The 13,810-nt window shown below is 57.1% G+C and carries 14 protein-coding genes; 8 read left to right on the forward strand and 6 right to left on the reverse strand.

Features of this window, described 5'->3' with window-relative positions:
- The first annotated feature begins 2 nt into the window (after positions 1-2).
- From MTP37_RS03125 to MTP37_RS03160, 8 genes are all read left to right on the forward strand, one after another.
- On the forward strand, positions 3-794 hold the full coding sequence (locus MTP37_RS03125) for a glycosyltransferase (RefSeq protein WP_249238164.1): 792 nt from the start codon (positions 3-5) through the stop codon (positions 792-794).
- A gap of 770 nt (positions 795-1,564) precedes the next feature.
- On the forward strand, positions 1,565-2,452 hold the full coding sequence (gene rfbA, locus MTP37_RS03130) for a glucose-1-phosphate thymidylyltransferase RfbA (RefSeq protein WP_249238165.1): 888 nt from the start codon (positions 1,565-1,567) through the stop codon (positions 2,450-2,452).
- A gap of 21 nt (positions 2,453-2,473) precedes the next feature.
- Complete coding sequence (rfbD, locus tag MTP37_RS03135; RefSeq protein ID WP_249238166.1) at positions 2,474-3,391, forward strand: dTDP-4-dehydrorhamnose reductase; 918 nt, start codon at positions 2,474-2,476, stop codon at positions 3,389-3,391.
- A gap of 9 nt (positions 3,392-3,400) precedes the next feature.
- Positions 3,401-3,835: a hypothetical protein gene (locus MTP37_RS03140; RefSeq protein ID WP_249238167.1), complete on the forward strand. Its 435-nt coding sequence runs from the start codon at positions 3,401-3,403 to the stop codon at positions 3,833-3,835.
- Between the two features lie 3 nt (positions 3,836-3,838).
- Positions 3,839-4,903, forward strand: coding sequence for a dTDP-glucose 4,6-dehydratase (gene rfbB / locus MTP37_RS03145; protein ID WP_097776439.1), 1,065 nt, complete (start codon positions 3,839-3,841; stop codon positions 4,901-4,903).
- A 213-nt stretch (positions 4,904-5,116) separates the two neighbouring features.
- The gene (locus MTP37_RS03150) at positions 5,117-5,956 is read left to right on the forward strand and encodes a CPBP family intramembrane glutamic endopeptidase (protein WP_249238168.1); all 840 of its coding nucleotides are present in this window, start codon (positions 5,117-5,119) and stop codon (positions 5,954-5,956) included.
- 157 nt (positions 5,957-6,113) lie between these two features.
- On the forward strand, positions 6,114-6,368 hold the full coding sequence (gene rpsO, locus MTP37_RS03155) for a 30S ribosomal protein S15 (protein WP_005933138.1): 255 nt from the start codon (positions 6,114-6,116) through the stop codon (positions 6,366-6,368).
- A 197-nt stretch (positions 6,369-6,565) separates the two neighbouring features.
- Complete coding sequence (locus MTP37_RS03160; RefSeq protein ID WP_249238169.1) at positions 6,566-8,713, forward strand: polyribonucleotide nucleotidyltransferase; 2,148 nt, start codon at positions 6,566-6,568, stop codon at positions 8,711-8,713.
- Between the two features lie 127 nt (positions 8,714-8,840).
- On the opposite strand, the gene MTP37_RS03165 is transcribed toward MTP37_RS03160, so the two are convergent.
- The 6 genes from MTP37_RS03165 to MTP37_RS03190 all read right to left on the reverse strand — a co-directional run bounded on the left by MTP37_RS03165 (position 8,841) and on the right by MTP37_RS03190 (position 13,651).
- Positions 8,841-9,695: a class C sortase gene (locus tag MTP37_RS03165; RefSeq protein ID WP_249238170.1), complete on the reverse strand. Its 855-nt coding sequence runs from the start codon at positions 9,693-9,695 to the stop codon at positions 8,841-8,843.
- Positions 9,696-9,791: 96 nt separating this feature from the next.
- The gene (locus MTP37_RS03170; protein ID WP_249238171.1) at positions 9,792-11,225 is read right to left on the reverse strand and encodes a SpaH/EbpB family LPXTG-anchored major pilin; all 1,434 of its coding nucleotides are present in this window, start codon (positions 11,223-11,225) and stop codon (positions 9,792-9,794) included.
- A 201-nt stretch (positions 11,226-11,426) separates the two neighbouring features.
- Positions 11,427-12,017 (reverse strand): signal peptidase I, encoded by a 591-nt coding sequence (gene lepB / locus MTP37_RS03175; protein ID WP_249238172.1) that lies wholly within the window; start codon positions 12,015-12,017, stop codon positions 11,427-11,429.
- Positions 12,014-12,559: a hypothetical protein gene (locus tag MTP37_RS03180; protein WP_249238173.1), complete on the reverse strand. Its 546-nt coding sequence runs from the start codon at positions 12,557-12,559 to the stop codon at positions 12,014-12,016. The genes lepB and MTP37_RS03180 overlap by 4 nt, the downstream gene beginning before the upstream one ends.
- 357 nt (positions 12,560-12,916) lie before the next feature.
- On the reverse strand, positions 12,917-13,138 hold the full coding sequence (locus MTP37_RS03185) for a hypothetical protein (RefSeq protein WP_249238174.1): 222 nt from the start codon (positions 13,136-13,138) through the stop codon (positions 12,917-12,919).
- 54 nt (positions 13,139-13,192) lie between these two features.
- Positions 13,193-13,651 (reverse strand): InlB B-repeat-containing protein, encoded by a 459-nt coding sequence (locus MTP37_RS03190; protein ID WP_249238175.1) that lies wholly within the window; start codon positions 13,649-13,651, stop codon positions 13,193-13,195.
- Positions 13,652-13,810: the final 159 nt, after the last annotated feature.

Below are 13,810 nucleotides of genomic sequence, written 5' to 3' on the forward strand. Positions count from 1 at the left end.
ACATGGAACTTTCTGCTTGTATCGTAGTTTATAACGGCGCGGATGAAGCGCTCAGGGCGGCACAGACCGTGCTGGACTGCACCCGCCGCCACCCGCTGATACTGTATCTGGTGGACAACGCCAGCCCGGACGGCAGCGGCCAGCGCCTTGCCAAGGCTGCGAAGGACGGCACCCTGCACATCCGCGAGGACCAGAAGGTGGAGGTGCTCTGCCGCACAGAGAACGGCGGCTTCGGCACCGGACACAACACGGTGCTCAGCCTGCTGCACAGCCGGGTGCACTTCATCCTGAACCCGGACATCCAGCTGACGGAGGACACCCTCAGTGACCTTGCGGACTGGATGACGGCGCACCCCGGTGTAGTGATGGCGCGGCCCGCACTTACCTTCCCGGACGGGCGGCCCCAGCGTCTGCCGCTGCGCCGGTGCAGCGTGCGGGCCATGGTATACCGCCAGCTGCCCTGCCTGAAATTCTGGGCCAGGTATAACGAGCGCTATCTGATGGCAGACAGGGACCTGACCAGCCCCACCGAGATCGAGTTCTGCACCGGCAGCTTCTCGGCGGTGGATACTGTAGCCTTCAAGGCCGTGGGCGGCTTTGATGAGGACTACTTCATGTATGTGGAGGACGCTGACCTGACCCAGAAGATGCGCACCCGGGGCAAGGCGTATCTGGTGCCCCAGTACACCGCCATCCATGCATGGCACCGCGCCGCGCACCGCAGCCTGAAGCCTTTTCTGTGGCAGCTGCACAGCCTGCTGCGCTATTTTTCCAAGTGGGGCTTTGCGTGGTAAGCCGCAGTGCCTGCGGCAATGGCGGGACGGACGATTTAAAATGCGCTCCGCGTTCGCTTTGCGCATAAATAGCGGAAAAATTATTTTTGTTTTCGGGATAGCGGAACGCCTGCGGGCGTTCCGCTATCCCATTTTCACGGGAGGGAATGTAACGGTAAGCGGCAGCTGTCGCGCTGGTTTCTTGCGGAAACATCCGCGCGGCGGGGTACCCTCTCCGTCATCGCTACGCGATGCCACCTCCCCCGAAAGGGGGAGGTTTCACTCTACTTACCGGCAGATGGCGAAAAGCTCCTCCTTCGGGGGAGCTGGCTGCGAATGCAGTGAGCAGGCTGAGAGGGTTCGTTTCCAGCTCAACTGCAAAGTGTGCGGTTTCGCCAGAGGCTCTCCCTTTGGGAGAGCTGGCATCGAGCAGCGCGAGATGACTGAGAGGGCGAGGACGCTTGCAGTTTTGCAAAAAGCTCTCCCTGAGATGATTCGTCCTCCATTGCCGCGCAGCGGCACATCATTTTGCGCATAGCGCAAACATCATTGTGCCAGCACCGCATTTCTGCGCAGCAAAACATCATTCCTCCTTGCATTTTATGTGAATTGATAGTAAAATAAAGTGAACTGCCATCCCATTTTGCCGTTCCGGGCAGGGGAGAGCAGCCCCAAAATCGTTTACAGCGGACGCAGCTCCGCTTTGAATCCATACGTCATCCGGGCGGCCTTCCGTCTGGGCGGCGTACAGCTGCACAACTTTTCAATCTATTTTAAAGGAGTGCACAAATATGAAAGGCATTATTCTCGCCGGCGGTGCCGGCACACGGCTTTATCCGCTGACCATGGTCACCAGCAAACAGCTGCTGCCGGTCTACGACAAGCCGATGATCTATTATCCTCTGTCCACGCTGATGCTGGCAGGCATTCAGGATATCCTGATCATCTCCACCCCGACCGATACGCCTCGCTTTGAGGCGCTGCTGGGTGATGGCAGCCAGTACGGCATCCATCTGCAGTATAAAGTTCAGCCCTCCCCGGACGGTCTGGCACAGGCCTTTATTCTGGGCGAAGAGTTCATTGGCGACGACTGCTGCGCCATGATCCTGGGCGATAACATCTTCTACGGCAACGGCTTCTCCAAGATCCTCAAGACCGCCGCCGCCAATGCGGAAAACAAAGGCCGCTGCACCGTGTTCGGCTATTATGTGCAGGACCCGGAGCGCTTTGGCATCGTGGAGTTCGACAAGGACGGCAAGGTGCTCAGCGTGGAGGAAAAGCCTCAGCATCCCAAGTCCAACTACGCCATCACCGGCCTGTACTTCTACAACAAGGAGGTCGTCCGGATGGCAAAGCAGGTCAAGCCCTCTGCCCGCGGAGAGCTGGAGATCACCACCCTGAACGACATGTACCTGAAGAAGGACGAGCTGGATGTTCAGCTGCTGGGCCGCGGCTTTGCATGGCTGGACACCGGCACCATGGACAGTCTGGTGGAAGCAGCCGACTTTGTGCGCATGATCGAGAAGCGTCAGGGCATCAAGATCAGTGCGCCGGAAGAGATCGCATTCAAGTACGGCTGGATCGACCGCGATACCCTGATGGCAAGTGCTGAGCGCTATGGCAAGAGCCCCTATGGCCAGCACCTGAAGAATGTTGCAGACGGCAAGCTGCGCTACTAAGCAAAAGAGAGGCGTACCCATATGAAAATCATTGTTACCGGCTGCAATGGCCAGCTGGGCACCGAGATCATTAAGCAGCTGCACGAAGGTCGCAGCGAGATCGGCCCCATCCCGGATAAACTGCTCAACGCTACGGTGATCGCCGTGGACCTGCCGGATCTGGATATCTCCAACTATAAGATGGTGGACGAGTTCATCCGCCGCAACCGCCCGGACGTCATCATCAACTGCGCCGCCTACACCAATGTGGATGGCTGCGAGGTGAACCATGACGCCGCCTTCAAGGCAAATGCTCTGGGCCCCCGCAATCTGGCACAGGCAGCCGAAAAGACCGGTGCCCGTCTGGTGCACGTCTCCACCGACTATGTGTTCTCCGGCTGTGAGAACGGCGGCGTTGCACAGGACGAGGCCACCATTCCCGGCCCCATCAGCGCCTACGGCTCCACCAAGCTCATGGGTGAAAAGTACGTGGAACAGTTCTGCCACCGCCACTTCATCGTGCGCACCGCATGGCTCTACAGCTACTACGGCAAGAACTTCGTCAAGACCATCGTGAACGCGGGCAAAAAGTTCGGCAAGCTGGAAGTGGTCAACGACCAGTGCGGCAACCCCACCAATGCGGTGGATCTGGCCCACGAGATCCTGCAGCTGTGCGTCACCCACGAGTACGGCCTGTACCACTGCACCGGCGAGGGCATCTGCTCGTGGTATGATTTCGCTTCCGAGATCATCCGCCTGTCCGGCGTGGATGCTACTGTGGCTCCCTGCACCAGCGAGGAATACAAGGCAAAGCACCCGGAAAGCGCCGACCGCCCCAAGTGGAGCGCACTGGACAACCGGATGCTGCGCTGCACCGTGGGCAACGACGTGCGCGACTGGAAGGATGCTCTGGCCTGCTTCTTCACCCACTGGGACGGCGACAACGGCATGAAGGACTGATGATGTATCATGTTGGATGCGATTTTTAGCAGACCTGTTAAGGCTCTGAAGCTCCTTGCAAAGGTGCAGTGTGTGCTGGCGTTTGTGCTTTCGGTCATGCTGTACGGCTATGTTTATGAGGGGCTGAAATACTTCAGTTTCTTTGCAGCCATTGTGCTGGGGTTGGTAGCTGCTGTGGTGCTCTGGATGTTGCAGATGTTCCTTGCATGGGCGATGTACGCTTTTGCAGAGCTGGTGGAGTATACCAGAGCCACCCACGAAGAACTGAGCAACATGAGCAGCGGTCTGGCAGAATATACCAAAGCAATGAGCAGGACGATCAATACCATGAACCGAGAGTTATGCGTGATTGCAAAGCACTATCATGCAGAGGAAGAAGCCAGAGACAACAACACCGCCAGTGCGCAAGCTGCGGCGGATACAAACGATATAGAGGAAATTTGATTTATGAAAACCTATCTGATCACCGGCTGCGCCGGTTTTATTGGTTCCAACTTTGTGCATTATATGCTCAAAAAGTACCCGGAGATCCTGCTGGTCAATCTGGATAAGCTGACCTACGCCGGCAATCTGGAAAACCTGAAGGACGTGGAGGGCGACCCCCGCCATGTGTTTGTGCAGGGCGATATCTGCGACAAGGAGCTGGTGGAAGGCCTGTTCCAGAAGTATGATTTCGATTACGTCATCAACTTTGCCGCCGAGAGCCATGTGGATCGCTCCATCAAGAACCCCGAGATCTTTGTGCAGAGCAACGTGATGGGCACCGTCAACCTGCTGCAGCGCGCCAAGGAGGCATGGTACGACGCCGACGCCAAGACCTGGAAAGAGGGCAAGAAGTACCTGCAGGTGTCCACCGATGAGGTGTACGGCGCTCTGGGTGCGGACGGCTTCTTTATGGAGACCACTCCGCTGTGCCCCCACAGCCCCTATTCTTCTTCCAAGGCTAGCGCCGATATGTTCGTTATGGCGTTCCACGATACCTACGGTATGCCGGTGAACATCACCCGCTGCTCCAACAACTACGGCCCCTACCAGTTCCCGGAGAAGCTGATCCCCCTGATGATCAACAACGTCAAGCACCACAAGCAGCTGCCCGTCTACGGCGACGGTATGCAGATCCGCGACTGGCTGTATGTGGAGGATCACTGCAAGGCCATCGACATGGTGGCCAACGGCGGCAAGATCGGTGAGGTGTACAACGTTGGCGGCCACAATGAGCGCCCCAACATCTTCATCGTCAAGACCATCATCAACCAGCTGCACGACCGTCTGCAGGACGAGGGCATCAGCGAAGACCTCATCAAGCATGTGGCCGACCGTCTGGGCCACGACCGCCGCTACGGCATCGACCCCACCAAGATCAAGAACGATCTGGGCTGGTACCCCGAGACCCCCTTCGAGAAGGGCATCGTACTCACCATCGACTGGTACCTGAACCATCAGGAGTGGATGGACCACGTCACCAGCGGCGATTACCAGAACTACTATCAGGATATGTATAAGAATAAGTAACAGCCTGTAGAGAAAAGCCCCTCTCATATGGGGCTGCCGCAAAATGCGGCGTTCTGAAACTGCTGTTCTGACATCAAAGCAAGCGCAGCGCTTTTCATCAAAGACCGGAAATTTTTGATGGAGATGCGGGGCACTTGCTTTTTTGTGTTGGCTATATCGTTTTGCGGCAAAGTGTGTTAGAATAGAGCTATCAACATTTCAGGAGGGTACCTCATGCTCAAACGACTGCGCACTGCGCACCCGATCGTATTCTGTGTTCTGGCCGAAGTGGTCTTTCTGGCAAGCCTGTTTGTCACCGACCTGATCTTTACCATTGTGCTGGTGCTGCTCCGGGCAGATTTTTCTGCACTGGATACATACCTCTACAGCACCCTGCAGGAACTGGTGGGCGCATTGATAGCGGTGCTGTTTCTGGTGCGGACAGACCGTGCCGGGCTGCTGCGCCGCCGCGGCAGCGGCTTTTTCAACGGCCTGCTGGTGGGCATGTACCCGCTGGTGTTCATCGGCTACAACACCTTTGGCTCGCTGCTGCTGGGCCGGCCGGAGAATGGCACGCTGCAGCCCGCTGTGCGCATCTGCACCTTTCTGGCCAACATGGCCATGGTGGGCGTGGCGGAAGAGTTCATCTTCCGGGGCGTCATCGCCCAGACCCTGCTGGAACACTTCGGCACCAGCCGCGCCGGTGTGTGGAAGGCCTGCCTGCTGTCCGGCGTGCTGTTTGGTGCGGCGCACCTGACCAATATTCTGGGCTCGGCACCTTTCGGCGTGCTGATGCAGTGCGTGTTTGCGGCTTCGCTGGGCACGCTGTTTGCCGCAGTCTACTTCCGCACCGGCAACCTCTGGGTGACGGTGTTCCTGCACGGCGCAATGGACATCTCCTCCATGCTCATCGGCGGGCTGTACGGCACCACCACGGTGGCCGAAGCCGTGAGCGGCTACGATGCCTCCATGCTTCTGTCGGTGCTGCTGTACCTGATCCCCACCGCATTTCTGCTGCGCAGGAAAAAGCTGCCGGAGGTGCAGCTGTATTGGCACCAGTACGTAAAAAAATAAAGGCAGGATGCAAAAAATATCCTTGCATTTTGCACAGGGTTCTGGTATACTGTATCTGTTACCGTGGTACGGGGCTGGGAGTATGCCCGCTTTTGGGAATGCCGTTTCCCGCCGCTGTTCCATTGGCACATAAAATTTTATAAAGAGGTATGTTACTATGAACAAGCAGGAAGTTATGGCCAAAGTCGCTCTGACCGAGAAGGACACTGGCTCTCCCGAAGTCCAGGTCGCTCTGCTGACCGCTCACATCAACGAGCTGAACGAGCACCTGAAGAAGAACCCGAACGATCACCACAGCCGCCGCGGCCTGATGAAGATGGTTGGCCGCCGCCGCAATCTGCTGGCTTATCTCCAGAAGAAGGACATCGAGCGTTACCGTGCTCTGATCGCAACTCTGGGTCTGCGTAAGTAATTTAAACAGAGGGCAGGTACCGCAAAGGTGCCTGCCTTTTGCTTTTTATATTTTCTGTACAAATGGCGGCGGCAGCGTGTTGCAGCAGTAAATCGAGCGCCTGTGCCTGCAGGCAGGGACGCTGGATTTATTGCTATGATGCGCGTGCCGCAGCCTTTGGAGAATAAAAGATCCGCAAAAACAAGGAGGCAAAAACAATGGCAATTGAATTTGGTTCCCGCAAAGAGACCTTTGAAAACTTCAAGGTCTACGAGACCATGCTGGCCGGCCGCCCGTTCAAGGTAGAAATGGGCAAGATGTGCGGCCTGTCCAACGCCAGTGCACTGATCCGCTACGGCGAGACCTGCGTCATGTGCAACGTGGTCATGAGCCCCAAGCCCCGCGAGGGCGTGGATTTCTTCCCCCTGAACGTGGAGTATGAGGAAAAGCTCTACGCCGCAGGCCGCATCCCCGGCAGCTTTATGCGCCGCGAGGGCCGCCCCGGCGAGCGCGCCATCCTGACCAGCCGCGTGGTGGACCGCCCCATGCGCCCGCTGTTCCCCAAGGAAATGCGCAACGACGTGTGCATCACCATGACCGTGATGAGCCTTGACCCGGACTGCAGCCCCGAGATCGCCGGTATGATCGGTGCCTCTCTGGTCACTGCTGTGTCCGACATCCCGTGGAACGGCCCCATCGGCGGCGTGCAGGTGGGTCTGGTGGACGGCGAGATCGTGCTGAACCCCACGCAGGAACAGCGCAAGGTGAGCGATCTGGCCCTGACTGTTGCCGCCACCATGGACAAGATCGTGATGATCGAAGCCGGCGCCAACGAGGTGGACGAGGACACCATGCTGAACGCCATCAAGGCCGCTCACGTGGAGATCAAAAAGATCATCGAGTTCATCAACAAGATCGTGGCCGAGCGCGGCAAGCCGAAGATCGATTTTCAGGTGGTGGGTCTGGATATGGACGTGTTCCACGCCATCCAGAACAAGTATCTGGACGACTTCAAGGCCGCCATGGACACCGACGACAAGAACGTGCGTGACGCCGCCCTGCTGCCCATCATGGACCGCATCGCCGAGGAGTACCCCGACCTGACCGCTGCTGACCTCGACCTCGTGAGCTACAAGATGCAGAAGTTCGTGGTGCGCCGCTGGCTGCTGGATGAGGGCAAGCGTGTGGACGGCCGCGGCATCAACGAGATCCGCCCGCTGGCTGCTGAGGTGGGCATCCTGCCCCGCGTGCACGGCTCCGGCATGTTCACCCGCGGCCAGACCCAGGTGCTGACCACCTGCACCCTGGGCGGCACCAAGGACAACCAGCTGATGGACGATCTGACCGACGAGCAGACCAAGCGCTATATCCATCACTATAACTTCCCGCCGTACTCTGTGGGCGAGGCCCGCGCACCGCGCAGCCCCGGCCGCCGCGAGATCGGCCACGGCGCACTGGCAGAGCGTGCTCTGGTGCCGGTGCTGCCCTCTCTGGAAGAGTTCCCCTACACCATCCGCTGCGTGTCTGAGGTGCTCTCTTCCAACGGCTCCACCTCTCAGGCATCCATCTGCGGCTCTACGCTGGCACTGATGGACGCAGGCGTGCCCATCAAGGCACCCGTTGCCGGCATTTCCTGCGGCCTGATCACCGAGGGCGACCGCTGGATGACCATGCTGGACATTCAGGGCGTGGAGGACTTCCACGGCGATATGGACTTCAAGGTGGGCGGCACCCGCAAGGGCATCACCGCCATCCAGATGGACATTAAGATCGACGGCCTGACCTACGACATCATTGCCGAGGCCTTTGAGAAGTGCCGCAAGGGCCGCCTGTATATTCTGGACGAGATCATCAAACCGGTGATCGCAGAGCCCCGCCACGAACTGAGCCGCTACGCACCCAAGATGTTCAGCATGATGATCCCCACCGATAAGATCAAGGACGTCATCGGCAAGGGCGGCAAGGTCATTCAGGACATCTGCGCTACCTGCAACTGCAAGATCGATGTGCAGGAGGACGGCCATGTGTTCGTCTCTGCCGTGAATCAGGAGGACGCAAAGCGCGCCATCTTTACCATCAAGACCATTGTGGAGGACCCCGAGATCGGTGCCATCTACAAGGGCAAGGTGACCCGCCTGATGAACTTTGGTGCTTTCGTGGAGATCGCACCGGGCAAGGAAGGTCTGGTGCACATCTCCAAGCTGGACACCAAGCGTGTGGAGCGCGTGGAGGATGTTGTGGCCGTGGGTGATGCCATCGTGGTCAAGGTGACCGACATCGACCAGCAGGGCCGCATCAACCTGAGCCGCCGCGACGCCATTCTGGCTCTGGAAGCCAAGCGCGCCGAGCAGCAGGCACAGCAGTAAATAAAACCGGCTCTCCCTCTGGGAGGACCGCTGAACAGGCAAAAAAAGCATCTGCAGTCATTACGGCTGCAGATGCTTTTTTGTTGAAAAACTTATTCCGTGCAAAGCCGCGGATAAAAGCGGCTCCTCAGTGCGTTTCGTGGGTTTTGTGCGTTTTGCCCTTTGCGGAGCTGCGTTTGCTGGGAGCGAACAGCAGCCAGAACAGCAGCACCAGAAGCAGGGGCAGTGCCATGATGGGCGCGGTGAGGATGGGCTCGATCTTGATGGCGTCGGAGGTCACACGGATGTGCTTGAGCTTGTCCGGCGTGGTGATGCGGCGTCCCCGCACCAGCAGCCGGTGGGTGTTGATGCCGTAGGGCGTGCAGGTCATCAGAGTGACGTAGTCCTTGCCCTCCGACACCTTCAGGCTGTCGGTCTCGGTGGGCAGGACGATGGAAATGTTGTCCACCTCGTAGGTGAGAGTCCGGTCCAGCACCGTGATGGTGAAGGTGTCGCCCACTTCCAGCTGATCCAGATTGGTGAACAGCTTGGCGCTGGGCAGGCCCCGGTGGGCCGAAATGACCGCGTGGGTGCTGGCACCGCCCACCGGCAGGCTGGTGCCCTCCAGATGACCGGCGGCCACCTGCAGCACGGCATCGCTGGTGCCGTGGTAGATGGGCAGCTCCACGCCGATCTTTTCAATGGTGATATAGCCCATGATGCCGGTTCCGGTCACGTCCAGCGTGCTCTCGTAGGACGGGAACCGGTCCGGAAAATACAGGGCATCCGGGTCTGCGGCGATCTGCGCATTGAAGGCATCGGCCGCTTCAAAATAGGCGGTGTAATCCGCATCCGACAGCTTATCCACATCGGCGGCGTAGTTGGCCACAGCACGGGTCTGGTGCAGCTGGTTGACATAGTCGCTGATGGTGGGGTATAACATCACGGATAGACCCACGAAAAAGACGAGGATCAGGATGATGGTGCTTTTGTTCTTTTTCATGGGCTGCTCCCTAATGTTATAAGATTAAGGAAAGGATGCGGAGGCCGCAAGACCTCCGCATCTCCTGTTGCTATAGGACTTTTCCGGGGAGAAGAATTACTTGTTCTCCATGCGTTTTTTGGTGACCAGCAGGACCACTGCTGCCACCATCAGGCCGCCGCCGATAACGTAGAACAGGGTGGTGCCCATGCCGCCGGTGGAGGGCAGGGTAGCACCGGTGTTGTTGGAAACGTATACGGTGCCGTTTTCAGCAGGGGAGACAACGCCTTCCTTGCTGATGGTAACGGTAACAGGGGCGGTCAGTTTGTTGTAGCCATCGGGAGCCTTAGTTTCTTCCAAGTAGTAGGTGCCAGCATCCAGACCGTTCAGAACCAGTTCGGCTTTATCGTTGGAGGTCATCGTAACACCAGCAGCGGCAGCGTCGGTGGTCCAGCTGGTCAGCAGGCCGTTGGCATCGAACTGAGCATAGTAGTTTTTCCCGTTGACAGTCTTGTAGAGACGGAACTCTGCGCCGGGCAGCAGGTTCTCCTTATCAGTGCCAGCGTGCTTAAAGACCTTAAAGCCAAAGACTTTGGTCGTGGTCTTCTCCCAAGTGCTGTAACCGTTTGTGCCGTAAGTCAGTTTGGCCTCATTGGTGTTGTCACCGTTGATCACAGCCGAGGAAGTGATCTGACCGTAGTAAGTAACAGTGACCACATCGTTGGACTTCAGAATGCCATCGTTGATCTTCAGTTCAAAAGCACAGCCATCAATGATGGGATCAATAAAGCCGTACTCTGTGGTGTTCAGAGTACGAGAGCCAACCTTGACCACAACAGGATGCTCAGTGTTGTTGACAAAAGTCAGGCCAGCGCTCATCTTATCGTGAATCACGTAGTTGCTGGGCTGACCATCAATAACGTTAACGGTGATCTGGAACTGAACGTAATCGCCAATACCGGCAGTGTTGTTTTCAACAGTGTTGCTGTTTTCAACGATCTTCTTATCGATGGTAGGCTTACCATTCTTTTCGTTGATTTCAACATCAGGCTTGGTAGTGTCCAGAGAACAGACAACTTCTACAGCTTCATCCCAGCCGGAAGAAACGACCAGATAGTAGCCCAGTTCCAAGTTGGTGAAATTCACCGTGCTGGAAGTGGCCGTGATGGCGGTGGCATCTGCTGTGATGTCAGTGTGAGCGCCCAACCATGCTTTTGCAGAAACAGCCAGCGCCTTGGCATCATCAGCGTTCAGACCATCCTTAACAGTAATGACACCATCATTGCCGACGGCAGTAAAGTATTTGGATTTGACGTCGGCGCTATTGATAAAGTTAGACCACTTATCATTCGTCTTATAAACAATGCCGGTGTATCCGTCATTGTGAGTAGCGATGTCCAGAATGCGGTAAACATTGTAAGTTTTACCGGAAACGGCATTGTTGATTGTGATGCTGCCCGGGGCATCCGCCGCAAACGCAGGCACCGCCATGGCGCACAGCAGGGCAACAGCCAGCAGAGCCGCCATGAGTTTTTTGAACGTCTTCTTCATCGTTTGTAAAAACTCCTCTCAATTTTTGCTTTTGATTCCTATATCGGGTCCACATACAGCGCAGGAATGATCTTGCCGCTGCGTAAGAAGGGTGCAGCCCTGCCCTCCACATCCGCACACTCTGCAGACCCAGCACACCAGAGCGGTAAGCGTTATAGCTGTGCCGTCTGCTGTTACAAAGTAATACCGGCCCCGCCGGGACTAGGACATCAGCGAAAAACCGGACAAGGGCCAGACCCTCAGAAAGACCTTGCCCACGATCTGGCTTTTTTCCACCGAGCCGATCACACTGCTGCGGCTGTCGATGGAGGTGGCCCGATGGTCACCCAGCACAAAATAGCGGTTTTCCGGCACCTGATAGGGGAACTTGATGTCGCATTCCCCCAAGGCCAGCTCGTCCACGTATGGCTCGTCCAGCGTCTGACCGTTCACGGTGACAACGCCGTCCTCATCCAGCGTGATCACGTCGCCCGGCAGGCCGATGACACGCTTGAGCAGAAGCTTGTTCTGCCAGTAAAAACCGCACAGGTCGCCGGTTTTCATGTCGCCGGTCTTGACCAGCAGGATGATGTCCTTATCCTGCAGGGTGGGATTCATGCTGTCGCCGGAGACCTGAAGCACCGGCAAAAACAGGGTGGCCAACAGCACCGCAACGGCTGCAACCACCAGCAGGGCATACACCGTGCTGCGCAGCACGCGGAGGTAGCGGCGGCGGTAAGCCAGTCGGTCACGCTCTGCCTTCACCTCGGCGGTGGAGGGGATAGGCGTGAACCTGATCTTTTGTTCTTTCATTTGTCGGCACGCTCCTCCGGCAGGAACTCCGTGCTGTGGTAGCCGTCCAGCAGCTCGCTGGCGCGGCGGTCAAAAGCGGCCCAGCGCTGCCGAATCTCCTGCTGGGTCCGCGCAAGCATGACCTTGCAGTCGGCCTCGGTCTGGGCACGGCTGCGCGCCGCAGCCTCTGCCTGCTCGTCACACTCTTTCCGGGTGCGAGCCTTCAGGTTCGCGGCTTCGGTCTGGGCCTGCGCAAGGATCTGCTCCGCCTCGGCCTCAGCCTGTGCCCGCAGGGCATTGGCAGCGGCATCAGTGTTTTTGTTTGCGGCGCGCACCGATGCAACATACTCGTCCGCAGCGGCCTGTGCGGCTTCAAACACCTTGTTCAGCTCCAGCGCGGCCTGCGCAATGGAACCGGCGTTTTCAATATGGATCTGACGCTCCTGCAGCTGGGCAGACAGGGCAGCGTTCTCTGCCCGGAGCCTGTCCTCGGTCTGCTTGAGGGCCAGAATGATCTCAACTAATTCGGCGCGGCGCATCCGCCGCAGTTCACGGTCTGGCATAATGGTCTGTTTCTCCGCAAAAGATGGTCTGAGCGACCGGAAAAAGCTGTCAAACACAAATTTTCCGTTGTGAAAATGACGGCTTTGAGATACCGTCATTCCACCGGACTGCGTATATTTAAAAGTCAAACGCACAATCTATAGGATAGCATACGATGTGTAACAATACTAACACACAAAGTGCAACAGAAGCGCAACAAAAAAGGGCTGATTTATGCGTCTTTCTGCAAAAATCATAAAAAATATTTTCCAATAAATGGAGTGCTGCTGCGAAAGATTGAAAGAATGGATGAAAACAAAAAGAACTGTCCCCTAAACGAGAACAGTTCTTGAAAATTACAGAAAACGCGGAGATGCTCAGAAGCCCTTCAGCAGGTCGCTCAGGGTCAGGAAGGACTGATAGATCACGTTGACGTTGTTGATGATGGAGCTTGCACCCGAGAAGATGCGGGCGATGGCGTTGAACACCTTGCCCACATTCAGGAAGTTGTTGTACAGGTCGCTGGCACCGCCGTCCAGATAGACCATTTCCTCTTCGTTGATGACGGCGTAATTAGCAGGCAGTTTCATAACAGACATGGGGATCTTCCTTTCGATTGATGGTTTGATGAAGTGTAAGGCGAAAACAGGTTGTTACATAAAGGCAGCCACGGCCAGCGTGGTGAGCAGGGCACCGGCAACGGTAAGGATGCTCAGGGTCATGCCGTCATCCTGTTCCGTCTGCTCGGGCTGAGCGGGCTTGGAGGTGCTGGTGCTGCTGGAAGCGGCGGTGCTCTTGACGGTCCAGTGGGCATACACGGTGGTATCCCCTGTGAACACCGTTGAAGTGGTGACCTTTGTGCCGCCCACCGTCTCGGTGTACCAGCCATCAAAGGTGTAGCCGTCCAGCGTGGGCTGGGCGGGCAGAGCGCTGAGCTTGCCGTTCAGGTTGGTGGTAACGGCTACAACAGAGCTGGTGCCGCCCATGGCATCCAGACCAATGGTGTAGATCTGTGCGTCCTTTTGCTCTGCGGCAAAGGCAGAGGGCAGTGCACAACACAGCAGCGCCGCACTGAGCAGGCCGAGAACCAGCATTTTCAGGATCTTTTTCATAGGACTCCTCACTTTCCTGACGAGTTGGGGGATGGTGCAGCCGACTGCGGAAACACCAGAACAGACCTCGTGTCTCCCCGCCACAGGGCAGCAGACGAAAAAGTCGGGATGAGGAGGTTTATTCAAATTTATTTTTACCACACAGAGCGCAACAAAAGT

The sequence above is a fragment of the Faecalibacterium sp. HTF-F genome, assembly GCF_023347535.1.
Lineage (GTDB): Bacteria > Bacillota > Clostridia > Oscillospirales > Ruminococcaceae > Faecalibacterium > Faecalibacterium wellingii.